General features: G+C 60.8%; 17 protein-coding genes. 4 read left to right on the forward strand and 13 right to left on the reverse strand.

The genetic code is table 11. The features are described 5' to 3' along the window. Nucleotides 1-40 precede the first annotated feature (40 nt). From ACSQ3I_RS24010 to purC, 5 genes are all read right to left on the reverse strand, one after another. The gene (locus ACSQ3I_RS24010; protein ID WP_436003140.1) at nt 41-1,075 is read right to left on the reverse strand and encodes a tetratricopeptide repeat protein; all 1,035 of its coding nucleotides are present in this window, start codon (nt 1,073-1,075) and stop codon (nt 41-43) included. 217 nt (nt 1,076-1,292) lie between these two features. Further along, nucleotides 1,293-1,967, reverse strand: coding sequence for a phosphoribosylformylglycinamidine synthase subunit PurQ (gene purQ / locus ACSQ3I_RS24015; protein WP_436003142.1), 675 nt, complete (start codon nt 1,965-1,967; stop codon nt 1,293-1,295). Beyond that, nucleotides 1,964-2,221: a hypothetical protein gene (locus ACSQ3I_RS24020; RefSeq protein WP_436003144.1), complete on the reverse strand. Its 258-nt coding sequence runs from the start codon at nt 2,219-2,221 to the stop codon at nt 1,964-1,966. The genes purQ and ACSQ3I_RS24020 overlap by 4 nt, the downstream gene beginning before the upstream one ends. Before the next feature lie 17 nt (nt 2,222-2,238). Then, the gene (gene purS, locus ACSQ3I_RS24025; RefSeq protein ID WP_436003146.1) at nt 2,239-2,481 is read right to left on the reverse strand and encodes a phosphoribosylformylglycinamidine synthase subunit PurS; all 243 of its coding nucleotides are present in this window, start codon (nt 2,479-2,481) and stop codon (nt 2,239-2,241) included. A 21-nt stretch (nt 2,482-2,502) separates the two neighbouring features. Next, nucleotides 2,503-3,267: a phosphoribosylaminoimidazolesuccinocarboxamide synthase gene (purC, locus tag ACSQ3I_RS24030; RefSeq protein ID WP_109457923.1), complete on the reverse strand. Its 765-nt coding sequence runs from the start codon at nt 3,265-3,267 to the stop codon at nt 2,503-2,505. Nucleotides 3,268-3,648: 381 nt separating this feature from the next. Here purC and ACSQ3I_RS24035 point away from each other — a divergent pair, with 381 nt between their 5' ends. Continuing rightward, entirely contained in the window at nt 3,649-3,963 is a 315-nt protein-coding gene (locus ACSQ3I_RS24035) for a DUF1476 domain-containing protein (protein WP_436003148.1), read from the forward strand. A 63-nt stretch (nt 3,964-4,026) separates the two neighbouring features. Here the strand turns inward: ACSQ3I_RS24035 and ACSQ3I_RS24040 are convergent, their stop codons facing one another. The 8 genes from ACSQ3I_RS24040 to ACSQ3I_RS24075 form a co-directional block, all read right to left on the reverse strand. Continuing rightward, nucleotides 4,027-6,543 (reverse strand): sensor domain-containing protein, encoded by a 2,517-nt coding sequence (locus ACSQ3I_RS24040; RefSeq protein WP_436003210.1) that lies wholly within the window; start codon nt 6,541-6,543, stop codon nt 4,027-4,029. A gap of 171 nt (nt 6,544-6,714) precedes the next feature. Further along, entirely contained in the window at nt 6,715-7,269 is a 555-nt protein-coding gene (locus tag ACSQ3I_RS24045; protein WP_436003150.1) for an RBBP9/YdeN family alpha/beta hydrolase, read from the reverse strand. 81 nt (nt 7,270-7,350) lie between these two features. After that, nucleotides 7,351-7,596 (reverse strand): hypothetical protein, encoded by a 246-nt coding sequence (locus tag ACSQ3I_RS24050; protein WP_436003152.1) that lies wholly within the window; start codon nt 7,594-7,596, stop codon nt 7,351-7,353. A gap of 123 nt (nt 7,597-7,719) precedes the next feature. Then, a complete protein-coding gene (gene purB, locus ACSQ3I_RS24055) occupies nt 7,720-9,027 on the reverse strand; it encodes an adenylosuccinate lyase (RefSeq protein ID WP_436003153.1) in 1,308 nt (435 codons plus the stop codon). 61 nt (nt 9,028-9,088) lie between these two features. Beyond that, the gene (locus tag ACSQ3I_RS24060; protein ID WP_436003212.1) at nt 9,089-9,616 is read right to left on the reverse strand and encodes a hypothetical protein; all 528 of its coding nucleotides are present in this window, start codon (nt 9,614-9,616) and stop codon (nt 9,089-9,091) included. Between the two features lie 17 nt (nt 9,617-9,633). After that, complete coding sequence (locus ACSQ3I_RS24065; protein WP_436003154.1) at nt 9,634-10,371, reverse strand: DUF2259 domain-containing protein; 738 nt, start codon at nt 10,369-10,371, stop codon at nt 9,634-9,636. Beyond that, on the reverse strand, nt 10,368-11,045 hold the full coding sequence (rpe, locus tag ACSQ3I_RS24070; protein ID WP_436003155.1) for a ribulose-phosphate 3-epimerase: 678 nt from the start codon (nt 11,043-11,045) through the stop codon (nt 10,368-10,370). The genes ACSQ3I_RS24065 and rpe overlap by 4 nt, the downstream gene beginning before the upstream one ends. Before the next feature lie 102 nt (nt 11,046-11,147). Then, entirely contained in the window at nt 11,148-12,230 is a 1,083-nt protein-coding gene (locus ACSQ3I_RS24075) for a branched-chain amino acid ABC transporter substrate-binding protein (protein ID WP_436003156.1), read from the reverse strand. On the opposite strand from ACSQ3I_RS24075, the gene ACSQ3I_RS24080 reads away from it, so the two are divergent. Genes ACSQ3I_RS24080 through ACSQ3I_RS24090 form a run of 3 tightly spaced genes read left to right on the forward strand, consistent with a single transcriptional unit; the run spans nt 12,229 to nt 13,868 of the window. Beyond that, nucleotides 12,229-12,429 carry a hypothetical protein gene (locus ACSQ3I_RS24080; protein ID WP_436003216.1) on the forward strand — a complete coding sequence of 67 codons (201 nt, stop codon included), beginning with the start codon at nt 12,229-12,231 and terminating at the stop codon, nt 12,427-12,429. The genes ACSQ3I_RS24075 and ACSQ3I_RS24080 overlap by 2 nt on opposite strands. Then, entirely contained in the window at nt 12,395-12,913 is a 519-nt protein-coding gene (locus tag ACSQ3I_RS24085) for a flavin reductase family protein (protein WP_436003157.1), read from the forward strand. Before ACSQ3I_RS24080 ends, ACSQ3I_RS24085 begins: the two co-directional genes overlap by 35 nt. Nucleotides 12,914-12,938: 25 nt before the next feature. After that, entirely contained in the window at nt 12,939-13,868 is a 930-nt protein-coding gene (locus ACSQ3I_RS24090) for an AAA family ATPase (RefSeq protein ID WP_436003159.1), read from the forward strand.

Here is a 13,868-nt window from a genome sequence, read left to right on the forward strand (position 1 = left end):
CGTTCCGATTACGCGCGGCCTTGCAGGCCAATCGCCGCTGTCACGGCTTCAAAAGCGCCGCGATGGCCGTTTTCGTCGCTTCATCCGGTTTTCCCGAAGTCTCGGCGGAGAAATGGCCGCTTTGGCGAAGCCGTTCCTGCAGGCTGGTCCAGAAGGCGGGGCTCCACTGGCGGTCGAAAAGATCCTTGGTGTTTTCCTCGTCGTCGCCGGCATTGCCTTTCTCGAAGGCGCTCAAAACGAGACCCGCTGCCTTGGCGGCATCGGCGGGTACGCCAAGCCCCTTGTCGGTCATCTCGGCGAGGTTCATATCCGCCAGCGCGTAGTCCTGGGCGCTGGCCTTTTCATACCATTCATGCGCGAGCGCATAATTCTGGGGCACGCCATGGCCGCTTTCGTAGAGGCTGCCGATATTGTTCTGCGCCTCGACAATGTCGTGCTTGGCGGCGATCTGGTACCAGCGCATCGCTTCGACATAGTCCTGCTTTACGCCGTTGCCGCCGTCATAGGCAAAACCGATATCGACGGCCGATTGCGTGTAGCCGAGGTCATAGGCCTTCTGGAAGAGTTTTAGAGCGGCCGCATGGTCGATCGCCACGCCATCGCCTTCGCGGTAGGAGATGCCGAGGTTCTGCGCAGCAAAGGCGACATTCGCTTCGGCTGCTTCGCTCCACAGCGTATGGCTCTTCGCCTTGTCGACGACGGTTCCATAGCCCTCGTCATACAGGTAGCCCAAGGCGCCTTTCGCGGCTGCATAACCCTTGTCGGATGCTGCGGCAAAGCTCGCGAATGCAGCCTGGTAGTCCTCCTTCTCGAATTGTGCGCGTCCAAGCTGATAGCGGTAGCGAGGGGTGCCGGGATCGCCTTCCGCAGCCGCAGTGCAAGCGGCTATGGCCGGTGCGATGTCGATGCTGCCGGTCGCGACACCTTCAGCGATGGCCGACCTTGCCGGATCGAAAGGATGCGTCGCGAGGCGGTCACACACCTCTCCCGGTGTTTCCGCATGGACGAGGGGCGCTGTCGTCAACAGGACCCATGAAAGGGGCAGGAGCATTGTCGGAATCGAAGCCATGCGCATGCCATTTCCTCCCTCGGCCGGTTGGCGGCAAAGCGCTCCGGTGCGTCAACATTTCCATGGTTCTTGACGCAGGGGAAGGGTGGATTATTCACGTCGTCCCGTGGATTGCGGTAGATGATGCTTGGCGGCGCGTTTCGAATGACCGCAGTCGTGAGCAATCCAATAAAAAACGCCGGCAAAATTGCCGGCGTCAGAAAAGCAGCGTGTTTGCCAGCCTTCAGGCAGCGATCACGTCGAGAGCCGAGGCGAAGATGCCGCGTCCATCGGAGCCGCCATGGGCTGCCTCGATCAGGTTTTCCGGGTGCGGCATCATGCCAAGCACGTTGCCCTTTTCGTTCATCACGCCGGCGATGTCATTCATCGAGCCGTTCGGATTCGTGCCTTCGGCATATTTGAACACCACCTGGCCATTGCCTTCGAGCGACTTCAAGGTCTCGGCCTCGACGAAATAATTGCCGTCATGATGGGCAACCGGGCAACGGATGATCTGGCCCGCGGCATAGGCGCGGGTGAAATCCGTCTCGGCGTTGACGACCTGCAGCTTGATTTCCTTGCAGACGAACTTGAGAGAAGCGTTGCGCATCAGCGCGCCCGGCAGCATTCCGGCTTCGACAAGGATCTGGAATCCGTTGCAAACGCCGAGAACCTTGACGCCTTTTTCGGCCTTTTCCTTGATCGCCTGCATCACCGGCATGCGCGCGGCAATCGCGCCGCAACGCAGATAGTCACCGTAGGAGAAGCCGCCCGGAATGACGATCAGGTCGACATCATCGGGAATGCTGGTTTCCGTCTGCCAGACGGTGATCGGCGCCTGACCGGAGATCTTCGTCAGCGCCGCGATCATGTCGCGGTCACGATTGAGGCCAGGAAGTTGGACGACGGCGGATTTCATGGGTGCGGTTCAAACCTTGCTTGAGCTTCTGCCAGTTCACGGAGTTCGAGGCGGTTTTCTATACGGTCGAGACGGCTTTCATGCCGGGCGAGAACACCGTAGATGTTATGAATGTCCTGCTGCATCGAGATCATCGTGCCACGCATGGCATTCATCTCGGATTTCAACTCTCTTTGAGTGAGTTTCACATCCGAAACATCTGCTTGTATCCGCTTGAGCAACTCGTACATCAACTCGTTGGTAACTTCCGCCATCGCTCGCTCCACAACCTTTAGTCGATGGCGATAGTATAGTTCTCAATCACCGTGTTTGCGAGCAGTTTTTCGCACATCGCCTTGAGGTCGGCCTCGGCCTTGGCGCGGTCGGCGCCATCAAGCTCGAGATCGAAGACCTTGCCCTGGCGGACATGGCCGACGCCTTCGAAGCCGAGGGCGCCGAGGGCGCCTTCGATGGCCTTGCCCTGCGGATCGAGAACGCCGTTCTTCAACGTGATGGTCACGCGTGCCTTGATCACTATCGTCTTCCCCTAAAGATCTTACTTTACCAGAACCGGACCGGTGCCGCGGACGGGTTCGTTTTCATTGATGATGCCGAGACGGCGTGCCACTTCCTGATAGGCTTCGAGCAGGCCGCCGAGGTCCTCGCGAAAACGGTCCTTGTCGAGCTTCTGGCGGGTTTCGATGTCCCAGAGGCGGCAGCTGTCCGGCGAAATCTCGTCGGCCAGGATGATGCGCATCATGTCGCCCTCGAACAGGCGGCCGCATTCGATCTTGAAGTCGATGAGCTGGATGCCGACGCCGAGGAACAGGCCGGTCAGGAAGTCGTTGACGCGGATGGCGAGGGCCATGATGTCATCAAGCTCAGCCGGATTTGCCCAGCCAAAGGCGGTGATGTGCTCTTCGGAGACCATCGGGTCGTCGAGTGCATCCGACTTGTAGTAGAATTCGATGATCGAGCGCGGCAGGACCACGCCTTCGTCGATGCCGAGGCGCTTGGCCATGGAGCCGGCGGCGACGTTGCGCACGACGATCTCCAGCGGGATCATCTCGACTTCCTTGATCAGCTGCTCGCGCATGTTCAGCCGGCGGATGAAATGCGTCGGAATGCCGATCTTGTTGAGATGGCTGAAGATGTATTCGGAAATCCGGTTGTTCAGGACGCCCTTGCCATCGATGACATCGTGTTTTTTCTTGTTGAAGGCGGTCGCATCGTCCTTGAAGAACTGGATCAGGGTGCCGGGCTCGGGACCTTCGTAAAGGATCTTGGCCTTGCCCTCGTAAATACGGCGGCGACGGTTCATGGTATTTTTCTCTGTTGTTGGCGCTCTTGGGCAGCGCGTGGAACGTTCGTTAGTGCGGTCCCTTATCGGAAAAGTCCGGAATCCACAATGCGCCTGTGGCGGCTTCCAGGGGAATTCATCGGAGCCTTCTCATCTTTCCATCGGGAAACGCGGTTGGGCGGCGTCTACATGTCAGCATGATTTTCACCTTTGTAAGGCCGGCCAGGTTTCTGCTGCTGTCATGGCCGTCCGGTTTAACCGGCCCATCCTGCCGTTTGCAGCCTGTGTGACGCTTTCTTCGCGCGTGCCGCAATTTGGCAAACTTCGCATTGCACTTTCGTCATGCATTTGATTTATGGGAACGGAACCCATACGAACACGATACGCCGGGGAGATTCTTATATGAGCGCCATGAGTGATCGCGAAAAGGCCTTTGAAAGCAAATTCGCACTGGACCAGGAATTGAAGTTCAAGGCTGAGGCGCGGCGCAACAAGCTGCTTGGCCTGTGGGCAGCCGGGCTTCTCGGCCGCGACGATGCAGATGCCTATGCGCGCGATGTGGTCGCTTCCGATTTCGTCGAGGCCGGCGATGAAGACGTCTTCCGCAAGATTCGCGCCGATTTCGATGCCGCCGGCGTTGCCGTCAGCGACACCGACCTGCGCAGCAAGATGCTCGAGCTTCTGGCCCAGGCTGTCGAGCAGATCCAGAACAGCTGATTTCAAGCGAAAACGTTTCAAACCTCTGGCCGCGGACACCCTGTTCCGCGGCTTTTTCGTGAATCAGCCTTTACCGGCGCGGCGGATCTTGCCGTGCATTTCGTGGACGGGATGTTCGCTGGCGCGCCATTCCTCGGCGATCAGGAAGGGTTCGATCGCCTCGAAGGGCATCGCCCGGGCAAGCGCCCAGCCCTGGAGGATGTCGCATCCCAGTTCGGAGAGGATGCGGACGTGATCGCGGGTTTCGACGCCCTCTGCAACCACATTGATGTTCAGCGATCTGCCGATCTCGATGATCGAGCCGACCATCTTGCGCTGTTCGGCAGACGACGGAATGAGCTTGACCAGCTCCCTGTCGATCTTGAGGGTCGTCGGGCTGATCCGGAGCAGGCTGACGATCGAGGCGTGGCCGGTGCCGAAATCGTCGATCTCGATGTCGATGCCGAGCTTGCGCAGCCGGGCGAGGTTCTGCACCACGCCGGTGTCGCAGGTATCGAGGAAAATCGATTCCAGCAATTCGAAGGACACCGTTCCGGGCTTGATCTTCATGCCGCGCAATTTTTTCGTCAGGGCCGGATCATTCAGCCGCCGTGCGGACACATTGACCGAAATCTTCGGCACAGGAAGCTTCTTGGCCATCCATAGCCGGTGATGGGCGAGTGCCTTTTCCAGCACCAATGCATCGATCATAGACACCACGTCGAGATCTTCGGCGACGGGAAGAAACTTGTCGGGGGTAAGGATGCCCTTTTCCGGATGGACCCAGCGCACCAGCGTTTCCACGCCGGTGACATCGAGCGTGCGGGCACAGAATTGCGGCTGGTAGAAGGGTACGAACTGATCCTGTTCCAGCGCATACAGGATATCGTCGGCCAGCCGCTTGTTGTGAATGATCTGGTCCTGGACATCGCGAGAGAAGAATTCGTGACGATTGCGGCCGCGGTTCTTGGCGCGGTAGAGAGCGATGTCGGCATTCAGCAGCAATTGTTTGGCGTTCAACTCCGCGCCATCGTCGCTGGCGATGCCGATGCTGGCTCCGAAACGGATGGTATGCCCGTCATAGAGGACCGGCTTGCACAATTCCTTTATGATGCGGTCGGCAAGAGAGGCGAGCTTGCGTTGCGTACCGTCCATGTCCGTGAGCAGGACGAATTCGTCGCCGCCGATGCGTGCCACGAAGTCCTGGCTGCGCAGGTTGGCTTTGAGCACGTTCGCCGCGTGCTGGAGCATGGTGTCGCCGGCACGGTGACCAAGCGTATCGTTGATTTGCTTGAAGCGGTCGAGATCGATGTGAAAGATCACCATCGTCGCGCCGCTGCGTCGGCATTCCTCGGCACGGGCATCGAGAACCTCGTCGAGGTAGCGCCGGTTGGGCAGCCCTGTCAGATAATCGTGAAGCGCATTGTGCTCGATGCGCGCCTTGGCCATTTCCAGCTCGCGGTTGCGGGCCTCCGCCAGTGTCTTTGCCCTTTCGAGTTCCCGCCGCAGGATGATGTCGCCGGTGACGTCCCAGTTCGCGCCCACCAGCTTGCGTTTGCCGTTGCTATCGGTGAAGGCCTTGTTGCGGGATTCGATATGCCGCACCTTGCCGTTTGCCAGCACGACCCTGTAATCGTTGCGGAATTCGTTTTCGCCGTCGAGATGGGTTTCGACGCAGGCGAGTGCCGTTGCCGCGTCTTCCGGATGAAGCATCGATTCCCACAAGTCGCCGGGTTTGAGGTTCGGCGTCCCTTCCATGCCGAACATTTCCAGCAGCCGATCATCCCATTTGACGGTCGAGGTTTCGAGATCGGCTTCGAACACGCCGATGTCTGATATCGATAGCGCCAGTTCCAGGCGCCTCGAAAGCTGGGCCAGCATTTCTTCTGCTGCCTTGCGCTGGGTTATGTCGGTGTCGGTGCCGATAACGCGTGTCGGTTTGCCGTCCTTGTCCCACTCCACCGCCGCACCGCGGCACTCAACCCAGACCCAGTGGCCGTCCTTGTGGCGCTCGCGATACTGGAACATCGCATAGTCCGGGTCGCCGCTGTTCTGCCGCTCGATCGCCTCGACGACATAGTCGCGGTCGTCGGGATGAAGCAGTTGCAGCCAGTTCTCGAAACCCTCGGCCAATTGTTCGTCCGGCGCCAGCCCGCGTATGGCCTTCCAGGTGTCGGAGTAATACATGACGCCGGTCGCGTAATTCTGGTCCCACACGCCGGTGCCGGAATTCACCAGGGCATCCCGCCAGCGGTTTTCCCGCAGGATCAGCTCGTCGACCTGTGTCTTGCGGGCGTGGATGTCGAATGTCGTTACCAGGATCGCTGCCGGTGGCGAAGCGGTGGAAGCATTGAGAGCGATCCGATACCAGTGATATCCGTTTTCCGCGGTGCCGCATCGGAGTTCGACACGAGCATTTTCGATATCGCCACGTCGTGTCGCAACGATGAGATTGATCAGATTGTCTCGGTCTTCGGGATGGACGAGATCGGCAAGCGCCAGGCCCGAGACACTCCGTTCTGCCGGGTGAAGTTTCGAGAAGGCAGGATTATGGAAGAGAACAAAGCCGTCTGCGTCAAGAAATGCCAAGCCGGTCGACATGCCTGCAACGATCTCGCGCAAGCACTTTTCGTCGGCCAGGATCTGACCGCTCTCTGAATCCTTGGGCTCACAATGTGACGTCAACGCAAAAACTCGCTTGGACAAGCTGCCATAGTGCCAAGATAGATTTAAAGTGACATTAATGCGGTTTCAGGACAGAACCGGCATTTTTTATGCTTGCAGGCGGCTCAGGAACTGGGCGAACACCATTGAACCTTCCGGCCATGGGCCGTGGCCCGAGGCGGTATTCAGGTGGCCGGAGTCGCCGGCGTCGATCAGCAGCGAACCCCAGGCATTGGTGATGTCCTCGGCATGCTCGTACGTGCCGAACGGATCGGAGCGGCTGGCGATGGTGATGGACGGAAAGGGCAAGGGATCGCGGGGATAAGGCCCGAACGCCGCCAGTTCCTGGGGCAGCAGGTCGGAAGGCGTCAGGTCCGGAGGTGCTGCCAGGAAAGCGCCGGCGATACGCTGGCCAAACTGCGGTGCTGCATGCACCACGGCGGCGACGCCGAGCGAATGCGCGACAAGCACGACCGGCTTGGTCGCCGCCTCGACGGCTTCGATGATCCGGCTTGTCCAGTCACCGAGGACCGGCGTCATCCACTCCGCCTGCTCGACGCGTCGCGCCGTGCTGAGCTTTTCCTGCCAGCGGGTTTGCCAATGCTGCGGGCCGGAATTGCCATGGCCCGGGATGATGAGAATGTCTGCTTCCGATACTTTCATGGCCGTGATGTGCGATCGCGCGGTTTCGAAGTCAAGGGGAAACGATGGCGCCGCTGGCACCATCGCGATTTCAAAACGGTGTCACTTGGTAAGCGGATAACATTTGTCGGTGGAGAAGGCACCGGAATTGAAACCCATCTGGCAGATCACCACGGCATCATCCTTTTCCAGGAAGACGGCGTAACTTTCCGAAATCGGCGCCACGTTGATGATGTCGTAACCGGATTTGACCAGCTCCAGGATGGATTGCGGTGTTTCCGCCGCTGCCAACCCGGCAAGGGACGAAGAAAACACTGCGGCAAGGAACAGGATTTTTGGAAACCTCATGCTTAGCCTCCCTGTGATGACGTGCGACAAGGCACGACAGGCAGTCTAATACAGAGTGCCATGCCGGCGAAGTGTGCTTGAGCACTGTCGCCGGCATGTTTTTCGATTGTCGCCCGTGGTCGGTCAGACGGAGCCGAACACCCGGCGGAAGATCGTATCGACATGCTTGGTGTGGTAACCGAGGTCGAATTTTTCGCGGATATCGGCTTCGGAAAGGGCAGCGCGCACTTCCTGGTCTGCCAGAAGCTCTTCGAGGAAGTCCTTGCCCTGTTCCCATACCTTCATGGCGTTGCGCTGCACCAGGCGGTAGGCGTCTTCACGCGAGACGCCGGCCTGCGTCAGCGCCAGCAGCACGCGCTGCGAATGGACAAGGCCGCGGAACTTGTTGAGGTTCTTCAGCATGTTGTCCGGATAGATCACCAGCTTTTCAATGACACCGGCGAGCCGGTTGAGGGCGAAATCGAGGGTGATCGTCGTGTCCGGGCCGATAGCGCGCTCGACGCTGGAATGGCTGATATCGCGTTCGTGCCAAAGGGCAACGTTCTCCATGGCCGGCACGACCGACATGCGCACCAGGCGTGCGAGACCGGTGAGGTTTTCGGTCAGAACCGGGTTGCGCTTGTGCGGCATGGCCGACGAGCCCTTCTGGCCGGGCGAGAAGAATTCCTCGGCTTCCAGCACTTCGGTGCGCTGCATGTGGCGGATTTCGATGGCGACGTTCTCGATCGACGAGGCGATGACGCCGAGCGTGGCGAAGAACATCGCATGGCGGTCACGCGGGATGACCTGCGTCGAGACCGGCTCCGGAATGAGGCCGAGCTTTTCGCAGACATGTTCCTCGACGCGCGGATCGATGTTGGCGAAAGTGCCGACGGCGCCGGAAACGGCGCCTGTCGCCACCTCGGCGCGGGCTGCGACGAGGCGTTCGCGGTTGCGGTTCATCTCGGCGTAGAAACGGGCGAGCGTCAGGCCCATCGTCGTCGGTTCGGCATGGATGCCGTGACTACGGCCGATGCGGATGGTGTCCTTGTGCTCGAAGGCGCGGGTCTTCAGCGCTGCCAGAACGCGGTCCATATCGGCGAGCAGGATGTCGGCGGCACGCACCAACTGGATGTTGAAGGTGGTGTCGAGCACGTCGGAAGAGGTCATGCCCTGGTGGATGAAACGGCTGTCCGGACCGACGAATTCGGCCAGGTGCGTCAGGAAGGCGATGACGTCATGCTTGGTGACGGCTTCGATCTCGTCGATGCGCTCGACGTCGAAGGTGGCTGCGCCGCCCTTTTCCCAGATGGTCGCGGCCGCCGATTTCGGGATGACGCCAATGTCGGCCAAGGCGTCGCAGGCATGCGCTTCGATTTCGAACCAGATGCGGAACTTGGTTTCGGGCGACCAGATGGCGACCATTTCTGGCCGGGAATAACGGGGGATCATGGGGTATCGCTTTCGTCTCTAGCGGCAGTTGCGGTCGCTTTAGCAAACCTGGCAGACAATCTCAACGCATGCGGCGTGCGAGAAAGACGCTTGCACAGATGAGAAAGATCAGTCCGAGCGGCAGATAGAGCCGCATGCCGAGCACCAGGAACTGATAGGTTGCGGATGCGGAGGTGAACAGGAACTGTATCAGCCAGATCCGGGTGCCGAAAGGTTGGTGCCACTGCGAATAGAACAGCCGGTATTCCATGGCAAACAGGAAGGCCGTTGCAAGAATGGTGGCGCAGGTCAGCGTCAGGAAAAATGCCGCGAAACGCGTTTCGGGAGAACGCCGGAAGGCGAAGAAGCGGCCGAGCGGAACGGCAACGAGCCAGGCGAATAGGCCGCCGGCGAAATAGAGCAGCATCAATCCCTGCAGATGCGCCGTCTGCAGGCGAAAGCGCAGGTAGAGGCCGAGAAGGGCTGCAGTGGACATCAGCAGGCCCCAGATGACGGCGCCTGCCAGCAGGCCGGGCAGGGGCAGTCGCGCCGAAGCGATCCGTTGGCGCAGGCGGCCTCCGCGCGGCTGGGCGGGGAGAACATCGGGCATGATGGCCGACAGCGTTGTCATGGCCGCACCGGCACGGCGATCCAGCGACCGTCGCTGCCCTCGAAACCCTGGCTCAACACCAGCACGAGGGCGATATGCACCCAGCCGCCGGCCGGCTGCGGGCTGAATGTCATGACGCCGCCGAGCCTGTATTCTGTCGGGCAGTTACGGCTTTCGGGTATCTGCTTGTCCTCGTAAAACAGCCGGTTGGCGGGCTGACCTTCGATTTCCTTGAGGCGCAGGCGGAAGCCACGGGTCTTCGCGTCGAAGGACTGGCATTTGGGCGACGCCTGCAGGTCGAAGGTTTCAAGCACCATCGTATTGGTGTTGCCGACCGGCGGTTGGACTGCGACGGCGTCGTAGCGCAGCTTGTCGGACACCGTGTCGAGTTCGGTAAACGGGTTGAAGGCGGCGAGAAGGCCGGGATTGCTGGCGAGATCATACGTCTCGATCAGTTTCGCTGCGGCGCGGCGGGCATCGCCGCGCGCCTTGCCGAGGCTTGCCTGCTCGTCTTCCAGCCGCACCCGGTAGGGCGTGCCCGGCAGATAGCGGTCTTCCTTGGTATCGATGAAATAGATCGTCGCGTAGGGAAAGCCCGAGCCATCCTGCACGCCGTATTCCTCGAAGGCAAAGACGCCGCCGTCGGCGGAAAAACCGAGAGGCTGGATATTGGCAAAATCGCCGGCCGATGCCGCACCGGTGCCGAAGGCAAGTGCGGCTATCAACCATGCGGCGATCCTGCGTCTTCCTCTCACCCACGGCCTCCTTCGGCTTTCTGCCGCAGATCCTCGATTGTTTTGCGGTAATCGTCAACGCCCGTGCCCTTGAAGATGGCGGATCCGGCGACCAGCACGTTGGCGCCGGCTGCAACGATCGCGGGCGCCGTTTCGGCCGTGACGCCGCCATCCACCTCGAGTTCGATCGGGCGGTCGCCGATCATCGCCTTGGCGGCACGGATCTTGTCGGCCATGGCCGGAATGAATTTCTGGCCGCCGAAGCCCGGATTGACGCTCATGATCAGGATCAGGTCGACGTCGTCGAGCACGTTTTCCAGCACCGAAAGCGGCGTCGAGGGGTTGAGCGTCACGCCGGTGCGCTTGCCGAGGCCGCGGATGGTCTGCAGCGAACGGTGCAGGTGCACGCCGGCTTCCGCATGCACGGTGATCGAATCGCAGCCGGCCTTGGCGAAGGCTTCAAGATAAGGATCGGCCGGCGCGATCATCAAATGGCAGTCGAACATGGCCTTGGAATATGAGCGCAGCGACTTGATGACGTCGGGGCCGAAGGAGATGTTGGGCACGAAATGCCCGTCCATGACATCGAGATGGATCCAGTCGGCACCGGCTTCCGTGACGTCGCGCACTTCTTGCCCTAGGCGGGCGAAATCGGCGGCGAGAATGGAGGGGGCGATACGGATGGGCAGGGTCATGGAGATACTCCGTCGGTGGCGATGAGGCCGGTTGTTAGCACCACCGGCGCGGGCGAACAACAAGAGCGTGCCCGTTTGTCCGGGATGCAGAAGGCGTGCCGCTTACTCCGTCGGCGTTGCCGGTGTCGCAAAGGCGTTGCCGCGCCATTCGAGCACCTGATACGGGTTTTCCGTCAGTTCATGCGCATCGGTGAAGCGTATGGGGCCGAGCACCGTTTCGAATGCCCGCATCTGCAGCGCTTCGATGATCGGCTTGTTCTCATTGGCGGCGATGCTGGCCGCTTCCCCGACGATACCCGCCGCGGCGTATGCCGGCAAAACATATCCTTCCGGCTCGACACCGCTGGCGCGAAAACTCTTCACAAGTTCGGCATTGCCGGGATCGGCAGCGTGATCCGGCAGCACCACCGCGCGAACGCCGTCCTTCAGCGGCACGGGCTGGTTTGCAGCGTCCAGGGCGTCGCCGCCAAGCAGCGATAGCTTGATATTTTCCTGCGCGGCATCGCGGGCGATCACGGCGGCATCGGCGCGATCGCCGCCGATGAAGACCTGGGTGGCACCGGCTTTCTCCAGCCGGCGCACCAACGCCACCTGCTGCTCCTGGCCGGGCCGGTAGGTATCGGTGAAGACCGGTTTTAGGCCTTTTTCCTCGAGCGCATTGCGGATCGCCTCGGTCAACTCGCGGCCGTGGATTGTGCCATCCTCGATCAATGCCATCGGCTGACTTGCCCAGTCACTGAGAATGAAATCAATGATCCGCCGCGCTTCCGATCCGTCGGCCGGCGCCAAGCGGTAGAGTGGCCATCCGGCTTTCAACGCATCCTCCATGAGGATGGTGGCGCGCACCGAGACTGTGACGACGGGGATCTGCGCTTCCTTCAACGCCGGCAACGCGCCTTCCAGCGTTTCGCTGCAGAGGAAACCGACGGCCGCGGCGACCTTGGCATCGACGATCTGCTTGGCGACCGCTGCACCGCTGTCCGGCTCGCAATTCTCGGCGATCGGCACCGCCGTATTGCCATCGGCGGCGATCTTGGCAGCGGCACCGTCGAAGATCTGCTTGCCGAGCAGTGCAAAATTGCCCTCCGTCGGCGCCACGACACCGATCGACAGGCCGGCCGCCTGTGCGGTGCCGGCAAGCAGCGAAAAAGCGATGGTGAACGGCAGATAGCCTGAAAAACGCATGAAACCCGAAATCCCGCCCCGTGCCGTCGTGGCACGCCGTCTTCTTATGATCGGTCGAAACTCTGCCGTCAAAGAAAAAGGCGGGATTTCGCCCTCATGGGTCTTGAGTTCACGCTGGCGCATGGAAAAACAGGGATACCGAATCCATATGTCGGAAAGACGGCATGCGCCGGGCAGGGAGATCAACATCGTTGCGTGAAGACATTTTCGATCCGGCGCTCTATCGCGACGCCATGAGTCAATATGCGGGACATGTGCAGATCGTGACGACAGCGCTTGGGGAAGCCCGCCGGGGCGTGACCATCACCGCCGCCTGCTCGGTGTCCGACAATCCCGCCAGCGTTCTCGTCTGCGTTAACGGCAGCAATCCGAACAACGAGATCTTCTTTTCAAGCGGCATCTTCGCCCTGAACAGCCTGCATGCGGACCAGCAATCGCTGGCGGATGCCTTTGCCGGCCGCGGGGCACTGGACAGCGAGTCACGGTTTGCGCTTGCCGAGTGGCAGGTGATGGCGACGGGTGCGCCGGTGCTTGCCGGTGCCGCCGTCGCCTTCGATTGCCGCGTGACCGATATCAAGCGGATGTCGACCCATGCCGTGCTTTTCGGCCAGGTCGAAGCCATTCATTTTGGCCCGCGCAAACCTTCGCTCATCTATCTGGACCGGGGCTATAGGGCGTTATAAGCTCGCCCTAGGGATTGGAGACGACATGACGGATCATACTGCCCGCGCCCTGCCGGGTTCGATCGACGAAACGCTCGACATGCTGGCGGCGCACGATTATCTGGCGGGCCGCTCTTTGGCGACCGTGCTGTTTCTGGCGCTGAAGATGCAGCGGCCGCTGTTTCTCGAAGGCGAGGCGGGCGTCGGCAAGACCGAGATCGCCAAGGTGCTGTCGAAGGCGCTTGGCCGTCCGCTGATCCGGCTGCAATGTTACGAGGGCCTCGACGTCGCCTCTGCCGTCTACGAGTGGAATTACCCGGCGCAGATGCTGGAAATCCGCCTGTCGGAGGCCGCCGGGCTGACCGACCGTGACCGCATGGAAGCGGATATCTTCTCCGAGCGCTACCTCATCCGCCGTCCGGTGCTGCAGGCGCTGTCTGCAGTCGATGGCCGGGCGCCGGTCTTCCTTATCGACGAACTCGACCGCACCGACGAGGCCTTTGAGGCGTTCCTCCTGGAAATCCTTTCCGATTTCCAGGTGACCATCCCCGAACTCGGCACCATCCGCGCCGCCGAACCGCCGATCGTCATCATCACCACCAATCGCACCCGCGAAATCCACGACGCGCTGAAGCGGCGCTGTCTGTATCACTGGGTCGACTATCCGCAGGCGGCGCAGGAACTGGACATCATCCGCCGCAAGGCGCCGGGCTGCAACGACCTCCTGTCGCGCCAGATCGTCGCTTACGTGCAGAAGCTCAGAACGCTTGACCTGTTCAAGAACCCTGGTGTCGCCGAGACCATCGACTGGGCGACGGCGCTGACCGAACTCGATCGGCTGGCGCTCGATCCGGAAACCATCTCCGACACGCTCGGCGCCTTGCTGAAGTATCAGGACGATATCGCCCGCATCCAGGGCGGCGAAGGCGCCAAGGTGCTGGCCGAGGTCAAGGCCGAGATGTTGGCGACGGGGTAG

Source organism: Rhizobium sp. LjRoot30 (genome assembly GCF_964253915.1).
Lineage (GTDB): Bacteria > Pseudomonadota > Alphaproteobacteria > Rhizobiales > Rhizobiaceae > Metarhizobium.

Excerpts from the sequence above, each read along its gene's own strand:
- ACSQ3I_RS24010 (WP_436003140.1), bottom strand. The coding sequence starts at position 1,075 with ATGCGCATGGCTTCGATTCCGACAATGCTCCTGCCCCTTTCATGGGTC.
- purQ (WP_436003142.1), bottom strand. The coding sequence starts at position 1,967 with ATGAAATCCGCCGTCGTCCAACTTCCTGGCCTCAATCGTGACCGCGAC.
- ACSQ3I_RS24035 (WP_436003148.1), top strand. The coding sequence starts at position 3,649 with ATGAGCGCCATGAGTGATCGCGAAAAGGCCTTTGAAAGCAAATTCGCA.
- ACSQ3I_RS24075 (WP_436003156.1), bottom strand. The coding sequence starts at position 12,230 with ATGCGTTTTTCAGGCTATCTGCCGTTCACCATCGCTTTTTCGCTGCTT.
- ACSQ3I_RS24060 (WP_436003212.1), bottom strand. The coding sequence starts at position 9,616 with ATGCCCGATGTTCTCCCCGCCCAGCCGCGCGGAGGCCGCCTGCGCCAA.
- ACSQ3I_RS24085 (WP_436003157.1), top strand. The coding sequence starts at position 12,395 with ATGCGCCGGGCAGGGAGATCAACATCGTTGCGTGAAGACATTTTCGAT.
- ACSQ3I_RS24040 (WP_436003210.1), bottom strand. The coding sequence starts at position 6,543 with ATGTCGACCGGCTTGGCATTTCTTGACGCAGACGGCTTTGTTCTCTTC.
- ACSQ3I_RS24050 (WP_436003152.1), bottom strand. The coding sequence starts at position 7,596 with ATGAGGTTTCCAAAAATCCTGTTCCTTGCCGCAGTGTTTTCTTCGTCC.
- ACSQ3I_RS24080 (WP_436003216.1), top strand. The coding sequence starts at position 12,229 with ATGAAACCCGAAATCCCGCCCCGTGCCGTCGTGGCACGCCGTCTTCTT.
- purC (WP_109457923.1), bottom strand. The coding sequence starts at position 3,267 with ATGAACCGTCGCCGCCGTATTTACGAGGGCAAGGCCAAGATCCTTTAC.
- rpe (WP_436003155.1), bottom strand. The coding sequence starts at position 11,045 with ATGACCCTGCCCATCCGTATCGCCCCCTCCATTCTCGCCGCCGATTTC.
- purB (WP_436003153.1), bottom strand. The coding sequence starts at position 9,027 with ATGATCCCCCGTTATTCCCGGCCAGAAATGGTCGCCATCTGGTCGCCC.
- ACSQ3I_RS24020 (WP_436003144.1), bottom strand. The coding sequence starts at position 2,221 with ATGGCGGAAGTTACCAACGAGTTGATGTACGAGTTGCTCAAGCGGATA.
- ACSQ3I_RS24090 (WP_436003159.1), top strand. The coding sequence starts at position 12,939 with ATGACGGATCATACTGCCCGCGCCCTGCCGGGTTCGATCGACGAAACG.
- ACSQ3I_RS24045 (WP_436003150.1), bottom strand. The coding sequence starts at position 7,269 with ATGAAAGTATCGGAAGCAGACATTCTCATCATCCCGGGCCATGGCAAT.